The organism is Nonomuraea sp. KM90 (assembly GCF_052246675.1).
In the GTDB taxonomy this organism is placed as follows: domain Bacteria; phylum Actinomycetota; class Actinomycetes; order Streptosporangiales; family Streptosporangiaceae; genus Nonomuraea.
In genome coordinates this window covers 1-18,441 of the sequence record NZ_JBQQCB010000130.1, presented here as the reverse complement: position 1 = coordinate 18,441, position 18,441 = coordinate 1, and the positions used below count along the sequence as shown (strand labels likewise).

General features: G+C 72.0%; 15 protein-coding genes. 11 read left to right on the top strand and 4 right to left on the bottom strand.

Annotated features, from left to right (window positions below; genetic code table 11):
• The first annotated feature begins 215 nt into the window (after positions 1–215).
• From ACTWPW_RS53575 to ACTWPW_RS53560, 4 genes are all read left to right on the top strand, one after another.
• Positions 216–2,666 (top strand): cellulase family glycosylhydrolase, encoded by a 2,451-nt coding sequence (locus ACTWPW_RS53575; protein ID WP_443173506.1) that lies wholly within the window; start codon positions 216–218, stop codon positions 2,664–2,666.
• 10 nt (positions 2,667–2,676) lie between these two features.
• On the top strand, positions 2,677–4,077 hold the full coding sequence (locus tag ACTWPW_RS53570) for a glycosyl hydrolase (protein WP_443173505.1): 1,401 nt from the start codon (positions 2,677–2,679) through the stop codon (positions 4,075–4,077).
• A 99-nt stretch (positions 4,078–4,176) separates the two neighbouring features.
• Positions 4,177–4,638: a GNAT family N-acetyltransferase gene (locus ACTWPW_RS53565; RefSeq protein ID WP_443173504.1), complete on the top strand. Its 462-nt coding sequence runs from the start codon at positions 4,177–4,179 to the stop codon at positions 4,636–4,638.
• A 111-nt stretch (positions 4,639–4,749) separates the two neighbouring features.
• Positions 4,750–5,817, top strand: coding sequence for a hypothetical protein (locus ACTWPW_RS53560; protein ID WP_443173503.1), 1,068 nt, complete (start codon positions 4,750–4,752; stop codon positions 5,815–5,817).
• A 38-nt stretch (positions 5,818–5,855) separates the two neighbouring features.
• Here the strand turns inward: ACTWPW_RS53560 and ACTWPW_RS53555 are convergent, their stop codons facing one another.
• Positions 5,856–7,253 carry a serine hydrolase domain-containing protein gene (locus ACTWPW_RS53555; RefSeq protein ID WP_443173502.1) on the bottom strand — a complete coding sequence of 466 codons (1,398 nt, stop codon included), beginning with the start codon at positions 7,251–7,253 and terminating at the stop codon, positions 5,856–5,858.
• A 123-nt stretch (positions 7,254–7,376) separates the two neighbouring features.
• On the opposite strand from ACTWPW_RS53555, the gene ACTWPW_RS53550 reads away from it, so the two are divergent.
• Positions 7,377–8,123, top strand: a complete 747-nt coding sequence (locus ACTWPW_RS53550) for a TetR/AcrR family transcriptional regulator (protein WP_443173501.1) — start codon at positions 7,377–7,379, stop codon at positions 8,121–8,123.
• Positions 8,124–8,480: 357 nt separating this feature from the next.
• Positions 8,481–9,683 carry an erythromycin esterase family protein gene (locus tag ACTWPW_RS53545; protein WP_443173500.1) on the top strand — a complete coding sequence of 401 codons (1,203 nt, stop codon included), beginning with the start codon at positions 8,481–8,483 and terminating at the stop codon, positions 9,681–9,683.
• A 22-nt stretch (positions 9,684–9,705) separates the two neighbouring features.
• On the opposite strand, the gene ACTWPW_RS53540 is transcribed toward ACTWPW_RS53545, so the two are convergent.
• Positions 9,706–12,687, bottom strand: a complete 2,982-nt coding sequence (locus ACTWPW_RS53540) for a discoidin domain-containing protein (protein ID WP_443173499.1) — start codon at positions 12,685–12,687, stop codon at positions 9,706–9,708.
• 239 nt (positions 12,688–12,926) lie between these two features.
• Here ACTWPW_RS53540 and ACTWPW_RS53535 point away from each other — a divergent pair, with 239 nt between their 5' ends.
• Both ACTWPW_RS53535 and ACTWPW_RS53530 read left to right on the top strand, forming a co-directional pair.
• Positions 12,927–14,291, top strand: coding sequence for a DUF1996 domain-containing protein (locus ACTWPW_RS53535; protein ID WP_443173498.1), 1,365 nt, complete (start codon positions 12,927–12,929; stop codon positions 14,289–14,291).
• Between the two features lie 60 nt (positions 14,292–14,351).
• A complete protein-coding gene (locus tag ACTWPW_RS53530; protein WP_443173497.1) occupies positions 14,352–15,407 on the top strand; it encodes a LacI family DNA-binding transcriptional regulator in 1,056 nt (351 codons plus the stop codon).
• 29 nt (positions 15,408–15,436) lie between these two features.
• Here ACTWPW_RS53530 and ACTWPW_RS53525 read toward each other — a convergent pair whose 3' ends face one another.
• Positions 15,437–15,745 (bottom strand): hypothetical protein, encoded by a 309-nt coding sequence (locus ACTWPW_RS53525; protein WP_443173496.1) that lies wholly within the window; start codon positions 15,743–15,745, stop codon positions 15,437–15,439.
• A gap of 33 nt (positions 15,746–15,778) precedes the next feature.
• On the opposite strand from ACTWPW_RS53525, the gene ACTWPW_RS53520 reads away from it, so the two are divergent.
• A complete protein-coding gene (locus tag ACTWPW_RS53520; RefSeq protein WP_443173495.1) occupies positions 15,779–16,435 on the top strand; it encodes a DeoR/GlpR family DNA-binding transcription regulator in 657 nt (218 codons plus the stop codon).
• Positions 16,436–16,489: 54 nt separating this feature from the next.
• Here the strand turns inward: ACTWPW_RS53520 and ACTWPW_RS53515 are convergent, their stop codons facing one another.
• Positions 16,490–17,137 (bottom strand): TetR/AcrR family transcriptional regulator, encoded by a 648-nt coding sequence (locus ACTWPW_RS53515; protein WP_443173494.1) that lies wholly within the window; start codon positions 17,135–17,137, stop codon positions 16,490–16,492.
• A gap of 139 nt (positions 17,138–17,276) precedes the next feature.
• Between ACTWPW_RS53515 and ACTWPW_RS53510 the strand changes: the two genes are divergently transcribed.
• Together ACTWPW_RS53510 and ACTWPW_RS53505 are read left to right on the top strand one after the other, a co-directional pair.
• Entirely contained in the window at positions 17,277–17,948 is a 672-nt protein-coding gene (locus ACTWPW_RS53510) for an SRPBCC family protein (protein ID WP_443173493.1), read from the top strand.
• A 229-nt stretch (positions 17,949–18,177) separates the two neighbouring features.
• Positions 18,178–18,441 (top strand): hypothetical protein (locus tag ACTWPW_RS53505; RefSeq protein WP_443173492.1); only part of this gene is annotated, 264 nt, incomplete at its 3' end.

Genomic DNA, 18,441 nt, shown 5'->3' with positions numbered 1-18,441 from the left:
TATCCACTAAACCAGCAGGCCGCCGACCTGCCCGGCGACGCTCCGGCGCCGCCGATGCCGGTTCAGGGCGCTGAACCGGGTAAATCATCGGCAACTCCTGCGTCACATCCCGTTGACATCGTTGTCACACTCGTTCTACGGTCAGGCCACTTATCCGGTAAAGCATTCGTTCAGTCGCTTGCCCGGCCTCCGCACCCCCCACGAAAGGTGCCGACATGCGATCCCTCACCTGGGCGGGCCTGGCCCTGCTGGCCCTGGCCGTCTCCTTGGCCCCACCCGCGCACGCCGAATCCCCCGACTTCCGGTCCCTGAACACCCGCTTCGTGACGCGCACGGAGTCCCGTCTCGACCTCGGCGGCGAGCAGTTCCGCTTCGCCGGCACCAACATCTACTGGCTCGGCCTGGACGAGAACGTCGGCGGCGTCGGATACCCGACGTTCTTCCGCATCCGCGACGCGCTCGACACTGCCAAGGCCATGGGCATGACCGTGGTGCGCTCGCACATGCTGGCCTCCACCGGCAACGAGCTGTCGATCCTGCCGTCGAAAGAGGAGGGCTTCAACGAAAGGGCGTTCGCCACGGTGGACTACGCGATCGCCTACGCCGGCTCGATCGGGATCCGCCTGGTGCTGCCCCTCACCGACGAGTGGTCGTACTACCACGGCGGCCACCGCGACTTCGCCGACCCGTACGGGCTGCCGTCACCGGCCTTCTACACCGACGAGCGCGTGATCGCCGACTACCAGGCCTACGTCGAGCACGTCATGCACCGCGTCAACCCGCTCACCGGCCTGGCCTACAACGCCGACCCCACCATCATGGCCTGGGAGTTCGGCAACGAGCTCGAAGGCATGACGCTCGACTGGCTCACCGCGAACACCGCCAGGTTCCGCCAGTGGGCGCCGCGCCAGCTCATCGCGGCCGGCCGCCGCTTCGACATCGACCCCGACACGCTCGCCGTGCCCGGCATCGACATCGTGGACGTGCACTACTACCCGCCGACGGCCGAGCGGGTGCGCGCCGACGCGGCCACGGTGACCGGCGCGGGCAAGGTCTACCTCGCCGGCGAGTACGCCTCCACCTCGGCCACCAAGGACCTGCTCACCCCGCTGGCCGGCGACCGGAACGTCACGGGCCTGCTGTCGTGGTCGCTGTTCGGCCACGGCGACCGCAACGGGTTCGTCCAGCACGACGACGGCTTCACCCTGCACTACCCGGGAGACGACGAGCGGATGCGCGCCTCGGTCGAGGCGCAGATGGCCTTCGCGGAGCAGCTCGGGGACGGCCGCCCGGTGCGGGTCGGCCCGCCGCTGATCACCCAGGTGGGCAAGCGTGCCGGTCTGAACGAGCTGCGCTGGCGCGGCACGGCGGGCGCGAGCGGCTACGTCGTGGAGCACCGGTCGCACGGACGCTGGACCTCCGCCCACGAGGGCACGCTGAGCGACAACCAGACGCCGTGGATCGACCCGGTGGCGCGAGGCGACGTCACGTACCGGGTGGTGCCGGTCGACCGGCACGGCCGCCGCGGCCACGCCTCCGAGCCGATGCGCGTGACCGGGGCGCAGATCGTCCTCATCGACCCCTTGCAGACGACCGGCCTGGCCAGCGGCCACGAGAACGTCACCATCACCCCGGACGGCGCACGGGCGGACGGGAGCGCCTGGATGTCGTGGAGCAGCCCCGGCCTCCGGCGCGTGCGGTTCGACCTGGCCGGCCGGCCGCGGGTCCGGGTGCAGGTCTCGGACGACGGCTCCGGCTGGCGGACCGTACCGCATGAGAGCGGGAACGGGCAGGTCACGGCCGACGCCGAGGGGGCCGGTCACGTCCGCGTGTCATGGAGCGGCCGCACCGGGCTGACCCGGGCCACGCTCTGGTCCGCCGACCCCGCCCCGGTCACCTCTCCCCCGGCCGCGTCCGCCCCGCTCACCCCCGCTCCGGGCGCGCAGGACGTGCTGGGCTCGCCGGCGTTCTCCTGGGAGCCCGCCGCGGGCGCGGGCTACTACACCCTCACCGTCTCCGGGCACGCGGACCTGAGCGACCCGGTGCTGTCGGCCACCGCGCTCACCACCACCGAGTACGCCACCACCGGCGGGCTGGAACCCGGGGTCACGTACTACTGGCAGGTCACCGCGGTGAACGCGGCCGGCCGGACGAGCGGGAGCGTGGCCTCGTTCACCACCCGGCCGCTGCCCACCGCGCCCGCCGTCGTGGACGACTTCTCGTCCTACGCCGACAGCGAGCAGCTCGCGCGGACCTACGTGCGCAACGCCAACGGCGACCAGATCACCCCGCGGCTCCAACCGGGCGAGGCCATGCGGCTGGACTACTCGCTCGGGTCCGCCGGGTACGCGGGCGTCACCCGCACCTTCTCCCCTTCCCTCGACCTGTGGGGGCATCAGGGCCTGGAGCTGCGGCTGAGCGGAACAGGCGGGCCCGCGAAAATCACGATCCAGTTCGTCACCGGCGGCGTCTACTTCGAGCACACGCTCGACGCCGCGCCGGACGGCACCGTCCGCATCCCCTTCACGGAGTTCGCCCACCCGGGCTGGGCCGGGTCCGGCCCGCTCGACCTGACCCGGTTCGAGCAGCTGTCGTTCTACGTCGGCGGCGGGCCGGGCGACGGCACGCTCACCATCGACGAGGTCACCGCCTACCCCACCGCATAGGAGGACCACGATGCGCACCCCCCGATCCCGCCTCTTCCTGGCCCTGCTGCTGGCACTCGGCGTCGTCGCCGGCCTCACCGCTCCCGCCCACGCCTTCCCCGCCGCCACCCGAGCCGACCTGATCGCCTACCTGGGCGGCATCTCCGGCCGGTACACCCTGTCCGGGCAGCACAACCGCGAGCCCAACAGCGACCCCACCAGGTACACCCGCCTGGCCCAGGGCATCACCGGCCAGACGCCGGGCCTGTGGGGCGGCGACTTCCTGTTCGCCCCGGCCGACGTCGCCGCCCGGCAGACGATGGTCAACGAGGCGATCCGCCAGTGGCAGGGCGGCTCCGTCGTGGCCCTGACGTGGCACATGTGCCCGCCCACCACCGGCCCCACCTGCGGCTGGGACTCCGGCGGCGTGCTCGGCCACCTGTCCGACAGCCAGTGGAGCCAGCTCGTCACCGACGGCACGAGCCTCAACACCGCCTTCCGGAACCGGCTCGCCGAGGCCGTGCCCTACCTGCGGCAGCTCCAGAACGCCGGCGTGCCGGTGCTGTGGCGGCCCATCCACGAGATGAACGACGGCTGGTCCTGGTGGGGCGGCCGGCCGGGCGCGAACGGCAGCCGCCGGCTCTACCAGATCACCTACGACTACTACCGGGCCCAGGGCCTGACGAACCTCGTCTGGGTCTGGAACGTCAAGGACGTCTCCATGGGCTCCGTGGGCGAGTACTGGCCCGGCGCGGCCTACGCCGACGTGGCCTCCCTCGACGTCTGGGCGAAGATGGAGCCCTCCGCCTCCGACTACCAGGCGATGCTGACCGTCGCCGGCGGCAGGCCGATCTCGCTGGCCGAGGTGGGCCGCGCCCCCAGCCCCGCGCTGCTCGACACCCAGCCGCGCTGGACCTGGTTCATGGTGTGGGCGGAGTGGCTGACCGACCCGGCCTACAACACCAGCGCGAGCGTGCAGGCCAGCTATTTCGGGCCGCGCGTGCTCAACCGGGGCGAGTTCACCGTCGGCGGCGGCTCCCGTACGGGGAAGATCAGGGGCGTCGGCGGCAAGTGCGTGGACGTCGCCGCCGCCGATCCGGCCAACGGCACCCGGGTGCAGCTCTACACCTGCGACGCCAACGGCACCGCCCAGGCGTGGACGGTCGGCGCCGACGGCACGCTGCGCGCCCTGGGCAAATGCCTGGACGTGGCGGGCGGTGTGAACGCCGACGGCACCAAGGTGCAGATCTGGGACTGCGCCGGCGGTAACCCCAACCAGCAGTGGCGCCACGACGGCGTGACCCAGCGCCTGGTCAACCCGGCCACCGGCAGGTGCCTGGACGCCACCGGGCAGAGCTCGGCCGACGGGACCCCGCTGCAGCTCTGGACCTGCACGACGAACGCCAACCAGAAGTGGACCCTGCCCGCATGAGCGGCAGACGTTCCCGGGTTTGACGCCTGTGGCCGCCCTGGCCCGGTCGGCGGCACCACGCCGTACACCGGAGGGCGGCCTTCGGCCATCATGGCCTGCATGTCGATCAGAACCGCCGTTCCCGATGATCTGCCCTCCCTGCTCGCGCTCGCCGTGGACTTCTACGCGGAGGACGGGTTCACCACCGCCGAAGCCGATCTGCGCGCCAACCTGACCACGCTGATCGCCTCCACCGCCGCCCGCGTCGCGGTGAGCGAGGAGGACGGCCGCCTGGTCGCGTTCGCCATCACCACGACCACGTTCGGGCTCGAGTCCGGCTTGATCGCCGAGCTCGAGGACCTCTACGTCGCCCCCGGCGCGCGTCGGCGCGGCGAGGCCCAGCGGCTCATCGAGGACAGCCTGAGCTGGTCCGCCGGCCGGGGATGCGGTCAGCTGGAGATCGTGATAGCCCCGAACGGGCAGGACGTGAGCCACCTCTTCGACTTCTACCGCAAGCGCGGCTTCCGCGACGAGGGCCGCCGGCTGCTCAGCCGGCCCCTGAAGCCGCACGCCGGCGGATGAGCACCGTGCGGGCCTCGCCGCGGGCGAATGGCCGAACCCGCGCGAGCGACCGCCTTTCCGACCCATACTTGCGGGAGAAGCACGACGCCCGTCATGCGGCCGGAGGCTCCCGTGGATCAAGATGCTCCGCCACCTCGCCCAGAGGGGCAGCCGACTCCATCGGGCCAGCCGCCGTACGGCGGATATTACGACGCGTGGTGGCCGCGCCCGAGCCGCCGGGCCAGATCCGCCGCGGCGTCCTGGCTCTTCCGCATCGCCCTGTGGCTCACCCCGATAGTCGTCACCGGGCTCCTGGCCCTGATCACCACGAGAAGCCAGCCGGGCGAGCGGCCGGAAATCCATCTCGGGGTCACCTATTCGAGCCATCTGAGCTGCCATGACGCCTGCACCGTCTGGGCCGGCACGGAGACGATCACTCTCGAGCTGCCGGCGCAGGTGCCGGAACTGAGCGGCGTGACCGGCACATTGTCGGGAAAGGGGTGGGTGAGCGCGCCGACGCCCGCGCGGTTCGACAAGACTCGCGCCCAGGCGTTCACCCGTACGGTGCACCTCCCCCAACCTGCCACCCCCACCGGCTTCCCGGTCACCATCACCCACCGCATCCCGATCCCGGCCGTGGTCGAAGGCCGGGAGAGCATGGGAGTCGTCCGCGGGACCAGCGAGAACGTGATGATGGTGAATGCCGCCGGCCTGCGGCGCACGAGAGAGTTGATCGGCAGGCCGTTGCCGGTCTTCCTCATCCCCGGCGAGGGATCCAAGGTCGTCCTCAGGCATCCTCGCCTCTCCGTCGAGGCCACGACGCCGACCTCCGAACCCGTCGCCATGTCGGGCGGGCGCGAGGAACGCACCATCGACGTCAGCGAACCCGACGCCTACGACGACCACGCGGTGACGGTCGACGTCCGCGCCACGGCGCTGCGGGAATCGACCATAGCCACGGTGCTGGAGGTCCGGCACTCGGTGTGGGCCTGGCTCGTCGTCCTCGCCCTGCTGGGTCTCGTCGCCGCGGCCGTGCGGAGAAGGATCGACCTGAGACTCGACCGGGTCCGCCTGCCCGCCCCCGCGACGGCCGCGCAGCCACCGCCCGCCGCCGCGTCGGCCGCACAGGCGCCACCCGAGGCCGTGCCCTTCACCCGGCCACCGCCACGGGGCAAGCGGAAGCGCCGGAAGAAGCGATGAGCCGAGCGATGAGCCCGAGGAGCTGACGGGCGGCCGGATCAGGCCGTGGAGACGGCGACCTTCGGTGTCGCTCGCATGCCGAAATAGACGTAGGGCGTGCCGTCCGGAAGCGTCCCGAACACCAGGGGCAGCCAGGGCGCGCTGACGGGACCGAGGCCCGGCATCGCGAGCACCGTGTCGGACACCGGCACCAGGTCGGTCTCGATCGGCGGTGAGTAGGCGGCCATCCCGCCCGTCAGCTGCAACCGCAGGCGAGGGACGCCGTCGCGCTCGCCGATCGTGAGGCGGACCCCCTCGCGTTCGTACGTGCCCGCGAGCCCCGCGACGTCGACCGGCCGCCGCGGTTCCGGGGCGGGGGCGAAGGCGTCGGGCATCCGTACCCCGGCCAGTTCGCCGAGCAGTTCCTGGAACAGGTCGACGAACAGGCCGGTCGCGCCGCCGCCGTTGGTCAGCAGGGCGGCGACGACGCCGCTGCCGGGCACGACCCGCAGGTACGAGAACTGCCCGACCGCGGCGCCGTCGTGGCCGTAGCCGGCGACGCCGTCCCAGTCGTACAGCGCCCACCCGTGGCCCCAGCCGTCCGCCATGAACGACCACCTGTCCGGGCAGCCGGCCACGCGGCGCCGCATCGTCGCCGCCGACTCGCCGGACAGCACGCGCGTGCCGTCGGGCGCGGTGCCGCCGTCGAGGTGCATCCGCGCGAAGCGGACGACGTCGGCGGCGGTGATGAGGACGCGCCCGTACGGCCCGGCCGAGCGCGGCAACATGTCCCACGCCGGCGCCGGGTCCGGGTCGGCGCCCAGCTCGCCGAGATGGCCCATCGCCACCCGGAAGCGCAGCGCCTCCTCCGGCAAGGTCATCGAATGCTCGAGGCCGAGCGGTGCCAGCAGCCGGTCGCGCAGCGCGTCGTCCCAGGTCCGGCCGGTGACCACCTCCACGACCCGGCCGAGGATCGCGTACCCGGTGCTGCAGTAGGAGATGACGGTCCCCGGCGGGCAGTCCTGGCCCACGTCCGCGCACGCCGCCACGTACCGGGCGAGGCAGTCGTCGCCGCGGCCGGTGTCGTGGGTGAAGTCCCCGGCGATCCCGCTGGTGTGGCTGAGCAGCCGCCCGATCGTCACGCTCTTGGTGACCTCGTCGTCGGCGACCGCGAAACCCGGCAGGACGTCGGCGACCCTGGTGTCGAGCCGCAGCTCACCGGAGTCGACGAGCTGCATCACCAGCGTCGCCGTGTACACCTTGGCGATCGAACCCGACTGGAACACCGAATCCGTGGTCACCTCCACGCCGGTCCCCCGGTGCAGCACCCCGCTGGCCAGCTCATGGATCCTCCCGCCGGCCAGCACCGCCAGGGCGGCCCCCGGCACGTGGTGAGCGGCGCGCAACGCGTCCAGCCTGGCCTGCCAGCGGTCGGCGTCGAATGGCGATGACGGCATGAGGACAGCCCCTTTCACACAATGAGCCGCACAGTGTGCGGCAGGTCCGCACACTGTACGGTCACCGCACAGTGTTCGCAAGTCGTACGCTGTGCGGAACGGAACGTCGTGAAGGAGACGCGCATGCCGGCCGACCAGCAGCCGTACCCGTCGGTGTGGGCCCGCCCGCAGCGGACCCGGCGCGAGCAGCCGCCGCTGAGCCGGGAGCAGATCGTGTCCACGGCGCTCGAACTGCTCGACGCCGAGGGCATCGACGCCCTGAGCATGCGCAAGCTCGGCGCCCGCCTGAACGCCGGGGCCACCTCGATGTACACGCACGTGACCAACAAGGACGAGCTGCTCGAACTGGTCGTCGACGAGGTCTACGGCGAGGTCGAGCTGCCGGTCGCCGGCGATCCGGCGGGCTGGCGCGCGGCCGTCACGCGCTACGCGCACAGCATGCGGGCCGCGCTCCTGCGCCACCCCTGGATCGTCTCCGTGCTCGGCGAGGCCGGCGTGGCCTACCTGGGGCCGAACGTGATGCGGCAGAACGAGGCCGTCCTCGCCGTGTTCGAGCAGGGGGGCTTCACGCTGGCGGCGGCCGATCGGGCCCTGAACACGGTCGTGGCGTACGTCATCGGGGTGTCGACCAGCGAGGCGGCCTGGTTGACCCGGCTCGCGCGCAGCGGCCGGAGCGAGCAGGAGTGGGCCGAAACCCTGTGGCCGGCCGCCGAGCGGGCCGCGCGGGACTACCCGCGGCTGCGGAAGCTGTACGCCGCCCAGCGCGACCGGCACTCGAGCGCCACCCGCGACGACGACTTCGACGCCGGGCTGCAGTGCGTCCTCGACGGCCTGGCCGCCCGCTTCGCGCCCACGGGGGATGCGTCGTAGCCGAGCACGCCACGCCCCGGTGACGGCGTCCGCGCCCGAAAAGGGCCATCAATCCCCCATCCGGAAAGCGGCCTCTCACGAACCAACGGCAAACCACTGGGGCGGTCACGGCGGCCTCCGGACGGCCACGGCCAGCGTCGTCAAGGTCGGCGTCGTGATGGCGCTGCTGCTCAAGGCCCAGCGCGAGGGGCGCGACCTGCTCGGGCTGATGGCCGGGGTGGTGGAGCGGGTGAGGCGGCTGGTCACCGACGCCCCGGCCACCAGGTGACCGAACCATCGTTTGAGGGTTGCACCTGGCGATCCGGGCCGTTACGACGGCCAAGTCTCCATCGAGAGTTCAGCGATAACGTTTAAGGCATGGATGCTGACATCAAGGACATCACCCATGCCGTCGAGGCCGCCTCCCTTCTGAGGCTGCTCCCGGCCCGGCCACGGCTGCTCGGCCTGGGCGAGCCCACCCACAGCGCGGAGATCCTGCTCGACCTGCGGAACGAGCTCTTCCGGCAACTCGTGGAGCAGGAGGGCTACCGGTCGATCGCGATCGAGAGCGACTGCCTGATGGGCCTGGTCGTGGACGACTACGTCACCTCCGGCACGGGCACCCTCGACGAGGTCATGGAGCGCGGCTTCAGCCACGAGTGGGGCGCGCACGCGGGCAACCGCGAGCTCGTGCGCTGGATGCGCGCGTACAACGAGGGCCGGCCCGCGGCGGAGCAGGTGCGGTTCGCCGGTTTCGACGGGCCGCTGGAGATCAGCGCCGCCGCGAGCCCTCGCCAGGTCCTCACCGCGCTCCACGGCTACCTCGCCGCCCGGGTGGACGCGGACCTGCTCCCCTGCACCGCGGAAACGCTCGACCGCCTGCTCGGCGCCGACGACCCGTGGACGAATCCCGCCGCGGCCATGGACCCGTCCCAGTCGGTCGGGCGGTCGGCCGAGGCCAGGGAGCTGCGGCTGCTCGCCGACGATCTGGCGGCGCTGCTCGACGCGCACCGGCCGCACCTGGTCGCGACCTCCGCGCCGGACGAGTGGGACCGGGCCCGCCTGTACGGGCGCACCGCCACCGGCCTGCTGCGCTACCACTTCTGGATGACCGACGCCACACCGGTTCGCTGGTCGCGGCTGGCGAGCGTGCGGGACTCGATGATGGCCGCCAACCTCCTCGCCGTCGCCGAGCGCGGCCCGGCGCTGGTCCACGCCCACAACACCCATCTCCAGCGGGAATCGAGCACGATGCGGATGGGCGACCACCTGCTGGAGTGGTGGGGCGCCGGCGCGATCGTGAGCTCCCACCTGGGCGAGGGGTACGCCTTCGTGCCCACGGCCCTCGGCACGATCCGGCACCAGGGAGTGGACGCCCCGCCACCGGACACCCTCGAAGGTCTCCTGTACGCGCTCCCGGAGGACCGCCACGTCGTCGACGCCCACCGGCTGGCCGCCGCGCTCGGCGACCCGAGGCCCGCCCCGCGCGTGTCCCCCTGGTTCGGCTACGCCTCGCTGGACCCGGCCCACCTGGACGGTTTCGACGGGATCGTGTTCGTCAAGGACGTCCCGGAGAGCTAGGCACGGGCATCGGTCCAGGCCGTCAGCCGTAGACGCCGAACTCCCACAACGAGTAGCCGTAGGCGGTGCCGCGCCGGGTGAGGTTCAGCCGGACGTATCGGGCGGACGCGTTCAGGTCGATCTCGTCGAAGCCGCCGTCACCACCGGCCGTGGTGACGGCGTTCGTCCAGTCCGTGCCGTTGACCGAGGTCTGGAGCTGGTACGACGTGGCGTACGCGCCCTCCCAGCCGAGCTGGACGTGCTTGATCGCGCTGGTCTGCCCCAGGTCGACCTGGATCCACTGCGGGTCGGCCCACTCGCTGGCCCAGCGGGAGGTGAAGCTGCCGTCGGTGGCCCGATCGGGGGTGAAGGGGCCGCCGTCGCCGGTCTGCTGGTAGGTGGAGGCGGTGGTCGGCTTGCCGCGGGCGAGGTTGGTCCCGGCGACGACCGGCGGCACCACGCGGAAAGACCGCTGCTCGATGCCGACGTTCCCGTGGCCGTCAAAAGCGTAGACGTACACCTTCCACACGCCCATCCGCTCCGGCGCCGTCACCGAGAACCTCCCGGGGCCGGTCTGGGTGAACCGCGCGGCGGCGAAGCCGCGGTTGCCGGTGATGTGCTTGTCGCCGAGCATCACGTTGTAGCGGATCAGGTCGCCGTCCCGGTCGGACGCGGCGACCTCGACGGTGAACGTGCGGCCGGCCGGCACGGCGGTCTGCGAGCCGACCGTCATCGAGGTGATCTCCGGCGGCGTGTTGCCCGTGGCCTGGCCGGTGTAGGCCTGCTTGAGCGCGTGGTAGCCGTGCCGGCGCCAGCCTCCGGGCGTGGTGTTGAGCCAGACGCCGCCGAAGTCGTTCTCCAGGCCGTAGTGGAACTCGGTGGCGCCGAGCGCGACCCCGGCGTGGCCGCGTACGGCGTTCCAGCTCGCGGTGTACATGTCCCGCTTCTCCAGGTCGCCCGGCTCGTCCGGCACGCCGTTGACGTCGGCGGGCACCTCCCACTCGCCGTCGGGGCCGGCCTCGGTGACGATGTACGGCCTGGTGTGCCCGCCGTTGATCCAGTCCTGCCTGACGGTGTGGATGGCGCCGTAGGAGTTGACGGCGAGCAGGTCCAGCGCCGGGGAGTGCGCCTTGTAGTAGGTCCAGGCGTGGGTGTAGGCGTCGGTCGAGGTCACCGGGTGGTTCGGGTCGGCGGCGTGGATCGCCTGCGCCACCTCGTTGACGAACCTGGCGTACGCGACCCGCCGCTGCTCCACCACGTCGGCCGGCAGGCCGTGGTCCTGCATGGTGAGGATGACCTCGTTGCCGACGTCCCACATCAGCACGCCCTGGCGGTTCTTCAGGGCGTTGACGCGGGCCACGATCTCGTTCTTCACGCCGGTCTTGTACGCGGTGTCGTTGACGTAGTCGGCGCCCTGGTTCAGCCAGTGCCCGACGATGACCTTGATGCCGTGCCGGGCGGCGGTGTCCAGCAGTGTCGGGGTGTGGGTGTCGTCGACGCCCCAGGTGCGGATCGTGTTGACCCCCATGGCCTTCAGGTCGCGCAGGTAGCCGTCGGCGGCGGCCTGCGGCGGGCCGTACGTCATCCCCTTGATCAGGTACGGTGCGCCGTTCACCGTCAGCCGCCAGTCGCCCTGGGCGCCGGTCACCGCGACCACGCTCGGCCCGGCGGGGACGGGCGGGTCGGTCATCGCGGCGGGGACGGAGCCGGTCTGCCGGGACACCGCGATCCAGTCCACGCTCAGCACGCCGCCGGAGGTGGTGTCGGCGGTCGGCGTCGTGACGCCCGCGATCGCGTTCGGCAGGGAGCCGCCGATGGCCAGGTCGAGGCGGAGGTAGAAGCCGTGGTGCACGGCGGCCCGCCAGGCGGTGACGCCGACCTGGCTCTCGCGCACGACCCAGGTCTGCCGCCCGTCGAGGTAGAAGCGGATCTCCTCGTCGGTCCTGGTCCGGTCGATGACCTGCGTGTACTCGTGGTAGCCGGTCTGGCAGCCCCCGCAGGTGGCGAAGCCGCTGCTGCGGCCGGTGTACTCGTTGCACACCCCGTCGGGGGCGGTGCCGCAGTGCAGGGTGTTGGCGAACTGGTCGCGGCCGTTGACGTCGGTCATGATGTCGGTCTCGCCGACGCCCGGCCAGTTGGTGTAGTCGCCCCGGTAGGCGGCGCCGGTGGCGCGGAACCCGGGCCAGTAGCCGAGGGGGTTCACGACGTCGGGCTGCTTGAGCCGGGCGCTGAACCGCAGCAGCTCGCCCGGCCTCGGCTCGAAGTCGGTGCGCTGGGTCTCGATGCGGCCGGAGGTCCAGCGGCCCGCGCCGTCCTTGATCGCCTTGATGTTCAGGTGGCCGTTGCCGTCGAGGGAGACGTTGGCGGTGGCGGCGCTCATGGTCTCGACCTCGCCGGTGCCCCAGTTCGCGGCTCCGCCGGGGTAGGAGGTGCCGGTGCGCAGGATCCAGTTCGCGGCCGACGGGGAGGTGCCCGCGGGGCCGGTGAAGTCGTCCTTCCACACCTCGGTCCACGTGCCGGGGTCGGGGTCGGGGTCGGGGTCCGCTCCGCCGCTGCCGTAGATCTGCATCTCCCACAGGGAGTAGCCGTAGCCGGTGGCGCGGGTGGTGCCGTACATGCGGATGTAGCGGCCGGTGCCGGTCACGTCGAGGGTCTGGGTGCCGCCGGTGCCGGTGGTGGTGGTGTAGGCGTCGGTCCAGGTGGTGCCGTCGCCGGAGGTCTGGATCCGGAACGCTCTCGCGTACGCGCTCTCCCAAACGAGGACGACCCGGTTGATGGTCGCGGGGGCGCCGAGGTCGACCTGCAACCACTGCGGATCGCTGAACGAGCTGGACCACCGGGTGCCCGTCAGGTCTCCGTCGACCGCCGCCGCCGCGCCGTAGGCGGCCCCTTCCACCGACGAGGCCGTCGCCTGCTTGCCCTGCGAGAGCAGGGTGTCGGCCGCCGCCGGACGGGGGAAGGCCGCCACGGACACGACCAGGCCCAGCAGCACGGCGATGATCAGGGAACTGCGAGTTGGACGCACGACCTCTCCTAGCGACCGGGGGTATTGCGGGAGAGCGCTCTCCGTAGAGGAGAGTCCTCCCGCCCCGGAACGGCGTCAAGGCCCATTTCTTCACCGGTGCGAAACGTCCTGCTCACGAGTGCGAAACGCAGCAAACGGGTCGGCCCGGCCGGGATCCCGTGCTTGACAGGGGCTTACCCGGGCGGTCAGTCTTCAGGAGAGCGCTCTCCGACCTGTCGGCCCCCGTCGGAGGAGAGACCATGCACCCTTCCCGAAGTCCCGCCAGGCTGCGCCTGCGGGCGGTGTTCACCGCACTGGCCGCCACGGTCGCGATGACCGCGGCCGGCCTGGCCGCCGTCGTCCCCGCCGTCGCGGCGGACAGCCTGCTCTCGCAGGGCCGGCCGGCGACCGCATCCTCCGTCGAAGGCGGCGGTCACGGCGCCGGCGCCGCCGTGGACGGCCTCCCTGGCACCCGCTGGTCGAGCGCCGCCGCCGATCCGCAGTGGTTGCAGGTCGATCTGGGCGCCCCCGCGGCCATCAACCGGGTCGTCCTCGTTTGGGAGAGCGCGTACGCGAGAGCGTTCCGGATCCAGACCTCCGGCGACGGCACCACCTGGACCGACACCTACACCACCACCACCGGCACCGGCGGCACCCAGACCCTCGACATGACCGGCACCGGCCGCTACATCCGCATGTACGGCACCACCCGCGCCACCGGCTACGGCTACTCCCTCTGGGAGATGCAGATCTACGGCAGCGGCGGCGCCACGACGACACCGAGGCCCAAGCCCACGTTCACCGACGAGGTGACCCATCACGAGTTCCAGGCCAACTGCTCGTGGACGGCGAACCGGCCAGACGACCCGATCGTCTACCCGGGGCTGCCCGGCGCCTCGCACATGCACACCTTCGTCGGCAACCGCACGACCAACGCGAGCAGCACGGCCTCCTCGCTCCTCGCCGGCGGGACCTCCTGCACCAACCCGCACGACCGGTCGGCCTACTGGTTCCCGAGCTTCTACAAGGGCGACCAGCTGATCCAGCCGACCGGCCACCAGGTCATCTACTACAAGTCGGGCATCCTGGAGTACTGGCGCGTGCAGCCCTTCCCCCAGGGCCTGCGCTTCATCGTCGGCAGCCCGGCCGCGACCCTGGAGGAGTTCCGCGACTCCCCCGGCGCCGTGGAGGGCTTCGAGTGCGGGGACATCTCACGCAGCTGGGACATCCCGCGCTCGTGCGCGCCCGGCACCCAGGTGAACGTCCGCTACCAGGCGCCGAGTTGCTGGGACGGGGTCCGCCTGGACAGCGCCGACCACAAGAGCCACATATCCTACCCCACCGGAGGCTACTGCCCGGCCAGCCACCCCGTGGCGGTGCCGATGCTGGAATTCAAGATCGCCTTCCCCGCCGACGGCGACCTGTCCCAGGCGCGCCTGTCCAGCGGGCGCGGATACACCTGGCACTACGACTTCTTCAACGCCTGGGACGACCCGGCGATCCTCGACGCGCTGGTGACCCACTGCATCAACGGCGGCCTCCAGTGCAACCCGCGCGGCTACGACCTGTACAAGCCGCACCGCGGCGCCGCCCTCACGGAGGACTTCCAGCTTCCCCGACCCTGAGGTCCCGAGCCGGCACAGAGACTGGAGAGCGCTCTCCAGCCTCTGTGCTATAAAGGGCTGATGAGGCAAGATCCCTCGCCGGCATCGGGCTCATCCATCACCCTGGAGGACGTGGCCCGCGCGGCGGGAGTCTCCCGTGCCACGGTCTCCCGGGTGATCAACGGCATCCGCAACGTCGACCCCGCGATCCAGGAGACGGTCAGGCGGGCCATCGCCACCACCGGATACGTCCCCAACCACGCGGCCCGCTCCCTCGTCACGCGCCGCACCGGGGCCATCGCCCTCGTCGTCTCCGGAGCGGGCGGTGAGGGCGAGGACGCCCCCTTTCCGAGCCAGGTCTTCACCGACCCGTTCTTCGGCCGCGTCGTCGGCGGCATCGTCAGCTTCCTGCGGCCGCGCGGCATCCATCCGATCCTGATGTTCGCCGAGACCGCCGAGATCCAGGCCCAGGTCCTCACCTACCTGCGGCACGGCAACGCCGACGGGGCCCTCCTGGTCTCCACCCACGCGGCGGACCCGCTCCCCCGGCTCCTCGTCGAGGCCGGGCTGCCGGCCGTGCTCTTCGCCAGGCCCGCCGAGCCGATCCCGATCAGCTACGTCGACGTCGACCACCGGGCCGGGGCCGAGCTCGCGGCCGGCCGTCTCGTCGCGCGCGGCCGCCGGCGCGTCGCGACGATCTCCGGCCCCCTCGACGTGCCGGCCAGCCAGTCCCGCCTGACCGGCTTCCGGGACGCGATGGCCGCGCACGGCCACCCCTACATCCCTTGCGCCGAGGGCGGCTTCACCCATCGCAGCGGGGAGGCGGCCATGGAACGCCTGCTGGCCGAGCATCCCGACCTCGACGGCGTGTTCGCCGCCAACGACCTGATGGCCCAGGGCGCCCTGCTCGCCCTTCGGCAGCACGGCCGCCGGGTGCCGGACGACGTGGCCGTGGTCGGCTTCGACGACAGCAGCGCGGCGACCGCCTGCAGCCCCCCGCTCACGACCATCCGCCACCCGGTGGAGGACATGTCCGCCGAGATGGCCCGCATGCTGCTGACCCACATCGAGCAGCCGGGACGGCCGGTGACCTCGCGCATCTTCGAGCCGGTCCTCGTCGTCCGCGACTCCGCCTGACCTTCGATGGGCACGGCACCCGCGGTGGATCAGCCGGCCTCGTAACCGGGAACGTCCTCGACCCGGTGGTAGACGGGCAGCCCGCGCTCGGTCGCGATCCGGACGTCCTGATCGGCGCCGGTGGACTCGCCGGGCAGCCGCAGGACCGCGTCACAGTGCCGCAACAGGCGCTCCGCGGTCGGATACATGATCTGCTCGGCCACCGGGTCGGCCGGCCCTTCGCCGCCCGCGCCACGCAGCACGGGCAGGGCCACCCACTCCCCGATCATCGGCACGTGCCCGCCGCGGAAGATCGGCCACGCCGCCTCCTCCAGCCGGGCCAGGTTGTTCGCCATCATTTCCGGGTCGTCACCCGTACCGGAACGGTAGGCATGCTGGCCGCCCAACGCCGTGACCTGCGCGATCTCGCCGCGGCAGGCCTGTGCCAACGCGTGTACGGCGGCGCGTTGCCCGCCTCTCCCGCGATCGCCGACTACGCCACCCGCCAGGGCGTCCAGATCTCCGGAAAGGAGCGGGTGGCCACCGCCGCGGCGGCGCTGATCAGGCCCGGCAGCACCGCGATCCTGGACGGCGGCACCACGACCCTGGCGGTCGTCCGCGCGCTCCCGCTCGACCTGCGCGCCACCATCGTCACCCACAGCCCGACCGTGGCCAGCGCGCTGGCCGGCCATCAGGACGTGGAGATGTACCTGATCGGCGGACGGCTGTTCAAGCACTCGATGGTCGCCTGCGGCGCCGCCGCCGTGGAGGCCGCGCGGGGGCTGCACGCCGACCTCTTCCTGCTCGGCGTGACCGGCGTGCATCCCGAAGTGGGGCTGACCACAGACGACGCCGACGAGGCCGCGATGAAGCGAGCGCCGGCACGCCAGTCCGCCGACACCTACGTGCTGGGCAGCTCGGAGAAGATCGGCGCGGCCTCCCGGTTCACCGTCCTGCCGCTGACGGAGGTCGCCGGGATCGTCACCGACGCGGACGCCGGCAGCGCCACGGTGCGGGCGCTCAACGTACCCGTCATCCACGCCCCCTGACATCGTGCACGATTGTGCACGATCTCGCCGGACCGCCCGGCCCACCGGCGCGGGTCAGCCGGCCAGCAGATCGTCCAGCTCGGCCTCGAAGTAGAGCGCGGGGTCGAAGCCCATCCCGGCGAAGTGGCCGGCCAGCTCCAGGGACAGCACGCCGTGCAGCCGGCTCCAGCAGGACAGGGCCCGGTGCAGGACCGCGGGCGGGGCGGGGTGCCCGTCCGCCCACTGCCGATGATCTTCGATGTGCTCGTCGAACGGCGTCGCCGGGCCCTCGACGGGCAGCGCGGCGCAGGCGTCGAGCAGGGTCGCCATGATCTCGGATGAGATGCCGGTGATCTCGTCGGGCGCGTGATAGCCGGGCACCGGCGTGCCGTAGATCAGCAGGTAGCGCTGGGGATCGTCCAGCGCCCATCCGCGCAGGGCACGTGCCAGCCCGGCCACGTCGGCGCCGGACGCGGCGGTCGCGCGGAGGGTGTCGGCCAGGCTCCGGTAGGCGTCCCTGATGAGCGCGGTGATCAGCTCGTCGCGGCCGGCGAAGTACCGGTAGAGCGCGGGCCCGCTCATGCCCATCCGCTTGGCGATCGCGTTGAGGGAGAGCGCGGACGCCCCCGCCTCGGCGATCTGCTCCCACGCACGTTCCTTGATCTCCGTACGCACCTGATCGCGGTAACGCTCACGCGGGGCCTTCGTGCCCGTTTCCGCCATGGTCTGCCGCCTCTCAGCTCCCGCGCTGCTACAGCTTCCAAGTTCAGTTAGAAGCTATCACGAACCTTATTGACACTCTCCATGCCGTGCGTTACAACTTCTAACGAACACGAGAACCTGTAGCGAAACGGAGCACACCATGTCGAAGCACAGCTCGCCGAAGCCGTCCGTGCGGCGGACCCGCACCCGCGCCGCCGCGCTGGCGATCCCCCTGACCCTCGCCGGCGTCCTGGCGAGCACCGTCCCGGCCGCCCAGGCCGCCACCACCTCCCCCGGCAGCGCGTCCCAGTGCCGCGGGCACGGCGTCGATCCCAGTGCCCGCATCCGCTACGAGTCCGACATCGTGATCAAGGCGCCGCTCAGCACCGTCTTCAAGCTGCAGACGGACGTCGAGCGCTGGCCGGCCTGGCAGGCCCCCGTCCTGACGATGAAGCGCCTCACCCCCGGCCCGCTGCGGAAGGGCTCGCAGTTCCGGTGGACCACCCCCGCGCCCGCCACGCCCACGACCCCCGCCACCACCTTGGAGATCACCTCCACCGTCCGGCAGCTCAAGCACGACTCCTGCATCCTGTGGAGCGGGCCCGCGATCGGTGCGGGGCTGCGCATCGACGAGGGGGTCCACCTGTGGACCTTCACCAGGGTCAAGGGCGGGGTCCGCGTACACACCGCGGAGACCTGGACCGGCGCGCAGGTGGAAGCCGACATCCCCACGGCGACCGCGGCCCTCGGCGGGGGCCTCGAAGCGTGGCTGCGCGACCTCAAGACCACCGCCGAAGCCCACGCCGCCGGTCAGCCGCGCGCCTCCCGCTGACGGTGACCGCGCCCCGGACCGCGAGCGGCTCGCGGTCCGGGCGAATGTACGTTTCATCGGCCGAGGCCGGGGCCCGGCCGGGGCTCTCCCGCATCGCCGCCGGTCAGAGGGTGCGCCGGCGGCCTCGGCGGCCTGGTGCCGTTCCCGGCGGCCGGAGCCGCGCTGGATGGGCCGGCGGGCGAGCGGATACCGTCCGGTCGGGACGCAGCCCCGGCCTCTGGAGTCCGACATGCCAGGAAAACGCTGGGCAGCCCCCGTGCTGCTCGCCTTGTCCCTGCCACTGCTCGCCCCTGTGAACGCACTCACCCCACCCGTCGCCGCCGCGACCTCCCCATCCGTCGTGGCCAACTCGGCCCAGGTGCCGCTGGAAGAGATCAACGCGACCAGCACCCAGGTCGCCTTCGGGCTACGCCGCCCCACCGCCATCGCCGCACCCGACGACGGCACGAACAGGCTGTTCATCACCGAGAAGCGCGGGACCGTACGCGTCTAC

Bases quoted from the DNA above. Each gene is read 5' to 3' on its own strand.
- ACTWPW_RS53545 (WP_443173500.1), top strand. From the start codon at position 8,481: ATGGATGCTGACATCAAGGACATCACCCATGCCGTCGAGGCCGCCTCC.
- ACTWPW_RS53570 (WP_443173505.1), top strand. From the start codon at position 2,677: ATGCGCACCCCCCGATCCCGCCTCTTCCTGGCCCTGCTGCTGGCACTC.
- ACTWPW_RS53575 (WP_443173506.1), top strand. From the start codon at position 216: ATGCGATCCCTCACCTGGGCGGGCCTGGCCCTGCTGGCCCTGGCCGTC.
- ACTWPW_RS53550 (WP_443173501.1), top strand. From the start codon at position 7,377: ATGCCGGCCGACCAGCAGCCGTACCCGTCGGTGTGGGCCCGCCCGCAG.
- ACTWPW_RS53565 (WP_443173504.1), top strand. From the start codon at position 4,177: ATGTCGATCAGAACCGCCGTTCCCGATGATCTGCCCTCCCTGCTCGCG.
- ACTWPW_RS53515 (WP_443173494.1), bottom strand. From the start codon at position 17,137: ATGGCGGAAACGGGCACGAAGGCCCCGCGTGAGCGTTACCGCGATCAG.
- ACTWPW_RS53525 (WP_443173496.1), bottom strand. From the start codon at position 15,745: ATGATGGCGAACAACCTGGCCCGGCTGGAGGAGGCGGCGTGGCCGATC.
- ACTWPW_RS53530 (WP_443173497.1), top strand. From the start codon at position 14,352: ATGAGGCAAGATCCCTCGCCGGCATCGGGCTCATCCATCACCCTGGAG.
- ACTWPW_RS53555 (WP_443173502.1), bottom strand. From the start codon at position 7,253: ATGCCGTCATCGCCATTCGACGCCGACCGCTGGCAGGCCAGGCTGGAC.
- ACTWPW_RS53535 (WP_443173498.1), top strand. From the start codon at position 12,927: ATGCACCCTTCCCGAAGTCCCGCCAGGCTGCGCCTGCGGGCGGTGTTC.
- ACTWPW_RS53520 (WP_443173495.1), top strand. From the start codon at position 15,779: ATGCTGGCCGCCCAACGCCGTGACCTGCGCGATCTCGCCGCGGCAGGC.
- ACTWPW_RS53510 (WP_443173493.1), top strand. From the start codon at position 17,277: ATGTCGAAGCACAGCTCGCCGAAGCCGTCCGTGCGGCGGACCCGCACC.